The sequence below is a fragment of the Agrococcus sp. HG114 genome, from assembly GCF_024723325.1.
Classification (GTDB): Bacteria; Actinomycetota; Actinomycetes; order Actinomycetales; family Microbacteriaceae; genus Agrococcus.
Genome location: NZ_JANQCH010000164.1, coordinates 1 through 4,420 on the forward strand (window position 1 = coordinate 1; position 4,420 = coordinate 4,420).

The 4,420-nt window shown below is 76.2% G+C and carries 4 protein-coding genes; 1 reads left to right on the forward strand and 3 read right to left on the reverse strand.

From position 1 onward, the window contains the following. The 3 genes from NWP09_RS11975 to NWP09_RS11985 form a co-directional block, all read right to left on the reverse strand. Window positions 1–535: glycogen debranching N-terminal domain-containing protein (locus tag NWP09_RS11975; RefSeq protein WP_309137120.1), on the reverse strand; the 535-nt coding region annotated here is incomplete at its 3' end. Between the two features lie 135 nt (window positions 536–670). Beyond that, on the reverse strand, window positions 671–2,104 hold the full coding sequence (locus NWP09_RS11980; RefSeq protein WP_258275731.1) for an MFS transporter: 1,434 nt from the start codon (window positions 2,102–2,104) through the stop codon (window positions 671–673). Beyond that, entirely contained in the window at window positions 2,101–3,459 is a 1,359-nt protein-coding gene (locus NWP09_RS11985; protein WP_258275732.1) for a glutamyl-tRNA reductase, read from the reverse strand. The genes NWP09_RS11980 and NWP09_RS11985 overlap by 4 nt, the downstream gene beginning before the upstream one ends. A 99-nt stretch (window positions 3,460–3,558) precedes the next feature. On the opposite strand from NWP09_RS11985, the gene NWP09_RS11990 reads away from it, so the two are divergent. Next, on the forward strand, window positions 3,559–4,420 hold an 862-nt coding region (locus NWP09_RS11990; RefSeq protein ID WP_258275733.1), incomplete at its 3' end, for a trans-acting enoyl reductase family protein.

The following is a 4,420-nucleotide window of genomic DNA, read 5'->3' on the forward strand; positions in this document are numbered from 1 at the left end:
GGTCTCGCTCGAGCCGCACGCGCCCGCCCCTGCCCTGCACGCGCAGGGTGCGGATGCCGTCGGTCACCACGGCCTCGTCGCCGTCGACCCGCGCGCGCACCGCGACGCCGGCGGGCCGCCCCGCGCGCACCGCCTCGAGCGGCGCGAACGCGACCTCGACCGCGAGCTCCATGAGCGCCTCGATCGGCGCCTCGCTGTCGTTGGCGAGCGTCGCCCGCTCGACGAGCGTGCCCGGACCGACCTCGCGCATCCGCTCGAGGACGACGCCGCCGCCCTCGGCGGCGCGGCCCGGCGCGGAACCGCGGAACAGCGCCCAGTCGGTCTCGCTCGAGGAGGGGCTGAGCTCGACGGGTTCGCCGTCGACGAGCAGCGCGATGCTCCGCACGAAGCGCCAGCCGCCGTGGAAGACGCCGCTGAGCCCCTCGCCGGCCATGGAGCCGTCGAGTCGCGACCAGGCCTGGGTGGGCGCGGAGAGGGAGAGCAGCGCGTCGCGCTGCGGCGGTGGGCCCGGGTGTGCGGGCTGCTGCTCGAGCATGGGCACCGGCTTCCCTCGATCGGATGGCGGTCACGCTATGCGCGCCGTCGGCAGGGGGCGCCCAAGGGCGACTGAGGCTTCGCCCATGGGACTCTCAGCCGCGGTGTCGGGTGCGCGGGCGGCCCCGAGCCGGTGCTAGGGCGTGGGATGCCGCGCGTCGTAGGCGAGGAACGAGCGCTGGGCGCGCGTGACGGTCGCGATGAGCACGACGATGAGGAGTCCCCCGAAGAGCGGCGGGGCCCACAGCGCGATGAGGCTCGCGGCGGCGCCCGCGTAGAGGTCGCCGAGCCGAGGACCGCCCGCGACGACGACCTGGAAGATGCCCTGGGTGCGGCCGCGCATGTCGTCGGGCGCGGCGGTGAGCAGCATCGTCGAGCGGAAGATGGCGCTGATCTCGTCGCTCGCGCCCATGCCCGCGAGCGCGACCGCCGCGACGATGAGCGCGGGCCACGACACCTGCGACCACTCCGGTCCCACCGGCCCGCCGAGGCCGAGCGACATCGCGAGGACGACGACGCCGAGGATCGCGACGAAGCCGCCGTAGACGGCGATCGCGCGCGCGACGGCGAGCCCGTGCCGGTGCACGTGCGCGACCGGGCCGGAGAAGAGGCTCGCGAGCAGGGTGCCGATCGCCGCAGCCGCGGTGAGCACCCCGACCGTGACGGGCCCGCCGCCGATCACGAGCGCGCCGACGGCCGGCAGCAGCGCGAACGGGCGGCCGAACGTCATCGCGATGATGTCGGCGAGGAACGACATGCGGATGTTGGGCGCGTGCCGCAGGAACCGCCAGCCCTCGCGCAGCGACTCGAGCCCGGGCTTCGACACCGCGCCGAGCGGGGGCAGCCTCGGCAGCCCGATGATGCCGAGGAAGCCGCCGGCGAAGAGCACCGCGTCGACCGCGAACGTGATCGGCAGGCCGACCGTCGCGACGAGCACGCCCGCGGCGGCCGGCCCGACGGTGAGCATGGTGCCGAACGAGATGCCGTTGAGCGCCGCCGCCCTCGAGATGAGCTCGGGGGGCAGGATGCGCGGGGTCACGGCCGAGCGCGTCGCGCCCGAGATGGTCGCGGCGACGGTGTTCACGGTCGTGAGCACGTAGAAGGGCCACACGGGCGCGCGCTCGCCGCCCGCGACGAGCGACGCGTCCCACGCCGAGAGCGCGACGAGGCCGAGCACCGCCGCCCAGCCGGTGAGGCTCGAGGCGATGAGCAGCGCGCGGCGGTCGAACGCGTCCGCGAGCATCCCGCCCCAGAGTCCCGCGACGATCATCGGCACGAGGGCGATGCCGCCGACGAGCGCGACCATCATCGTGCTGCCGGTCATGTCGAAGATCTGCAGGCCGACCGCGACGATCGTCATCTGGGCGCCGATGCCGCTGATGGCAGTGCCGATCCAGAGGCGCGCGAACGCCGGGCTCGCCCGGAGCGGCGCGAGGTCGACCATGCGGCGGCGGCGCTGCGGCGCGTCGCCGCCGGTCTCCCGCGGGTCGGTCTCGACGCCGGCCGGCGGCAGGATGCCGTGGGGTCCGGTGGCGGGCTCCTCGCTCGAGGAGAGCTGCCCCTGGGTCACGCGGCGGTGTCGTCGCCGAGCAGCGCGTCGACCGCGGAGAGGAGGTCGTCGTGGCGCCCCTCGGCCGCGAGGCGGCGCGCGCGCACGGTCGGCTTGTGCAGCACGACGCCCGCGAAGTGGCGGAGCGCCTGCTCGGCGAGCCTGCGCTCCTCCTCGGTGCCGCGCTTCGCGATGCGGCCGAGCTCGGCCTCGAGGGCCTGCTCGACGTGCTCGCGCAGCGCCGCGATCGCCTGCCCGGCCTCGCGCTCGGCGGTGCCGCGCTCGAAGCGCCGCGCGGCCTTGCGCACGAGGTCGCGCGCGTCCTCGGTCGCGGTGAGGTGCTCGAGCGGGGCGTGGAGCCGGATCGTCTCGAGGTCGAGCACCTCGACGCCGGGCACCGACGCGACGTCGGGGTCGACGTTGCGGGGCATGCCCATGTCGATGACGAGCTGCGCCGCGCGACCGTGCTCGACGGGGCACGCGTCGCCGCCCGCGTGCACAGGGCACGTGGCGCCCGAGTCGTGCACGATCGGGCACGCGGATGCGTCGTGGTCGTCGACCGCGGAGCCCGGGAAGTCGTGGGTCGCGGCGAGGCGCTCGCGGCCGGCGGTCAGCAGCGCGGCGTCGACGACGTGGTGGTCGGCGCTCGTGCACGTCACGATGACGTCGGCGCTCGCGGCGGCGAGCGCCGCGTCGCGCGGGTCGACGTAGCCGATCGCGTGGCTGCGGGCGAAGCCCTCGCCGCGGTCGGACGGGCTCCACACCTCGATGTGCTGGGCGCCGCGGCGGCGCAGCTCGGCGAGCGAGACGCCCGCGAAGCGGCCGGTGCCGACGAGCAGCACGCGCGCGCCCGCGAAGTCGACGCGTGCGCTCGCGAGGTCGAGCGCGAGGCGCACGATCGATCGGCCCGCCTCGCCGATGCCGGTGCGGTTCTTGATGCCCCGCTGCGTCTCGGACGCGCGCTGGAAGAGGCGCTCGAGGTGGGGCGAGGTCGTGCCCGCCTCCTGCGCGGAGGCGAGCGCGCGGCGCACCTGCCCGGCGATCTCGCCCTCCCCGATCACGACCGACTCGAGGCCCGCGGCGACGGCGAACAGGTGCTCGGCCGCGCGGGTGTCGACGAGCGGCTCGAGCGTCTCGGGGCTGTGGGCGCCGAGCGCCTCCGCCGCGGCGCCCTGCGCGATGCCCGCGACCTCCTCGGGCTCGGCGTCGACGTCGAGGTAGACCTCGAAGCGGTTGCACGTCGAGACGACGACGGCGCCGTCGATCGCGGGGTGCGCTGCGAACGAGGTGGGCAGTGCCGAGGCGTCGGCGGACGACAGCGCCTCGAGGGCGGTGAAGTCGGCGTTCTTGTGACTCGCCGTCAGGCAGATGAGCACCAGAGCATCCTACCGCGCCCGTGTACCCCGCCCGGGCTCCGGCGTCCGCCGTCAGCGATCGCACAGCGCTCGGCGAGGGTCGGCGGCCACGCTGGCGGGATGCGCGAGCTCGACCTCATCCTCTACGGCGCGACGGGCTTCGTCGGGCGGCTCGTGGCGGAGCACCTCGCCGAGGCCACACCGCCCGGCCTGCGCGTCGGGCTCGCGGGCCGATCGCTCGACCGGCTCGAGCGCGTGCGCGCCGCGCTGGGCCCCGCGGCGTCCGAGTGGCTGCTCGTGCTCGCCGACAGCGGCGACGAGCCGAGCCTGCGCTCGATGGCGGAGCGCTCGCGCGTCGTGGCGAGCACGGTCGGTCCGTACCTCCGGTACGGGCTGCCGCTCGTCGAGGCGTGCGCGGCGGCCGGGACCGACTACGCCGACCTCACCGGCGAGGTGCTCTTCGTGCGCGAGGCGATCGAGCGCTGCCACGACGCGGCACGCGGCAGCGGAGCACGGCTCGTCGTCTCGTGCGGCTTCGACTCGGTGCCCTCCGACCTCTCGGTGCACGTGCTCCACGCCCTCGCGGCCGACCGCGGCGCGGGCGGCCTCACCGACACGACGCTGCGGGCGCGCGAGCTCTCGGGCGGCATCAGCGGCGGCACGGTCGACTCGCTGCGCGCGCAGCTCGAGCTCGCCGGGCGCGACCGGCACCTGCGGCGCATCCTCGCGGACCCGGCGGCGCTCACGGGCGGCGTCGCGGTGCGGGCGGCGGCGGATGCGCGGCGGCAGTTCCGCGACGGCGAGACGGGGGAGTGGGCGGCCCCGTTCGTGATGGCCTCGTACAAAACCCGACTCGTGCTGCGCTCGCACGCGCTCCGCGGTCGCGGCTACGGCGACCGCTTCCGCTACCGCGAGATCGTGCCGACCGGCCGCGGCGTCGGCGGGCGCCTGCGCGCGACGGGCCTCGCGGCCGGCGTCGCGG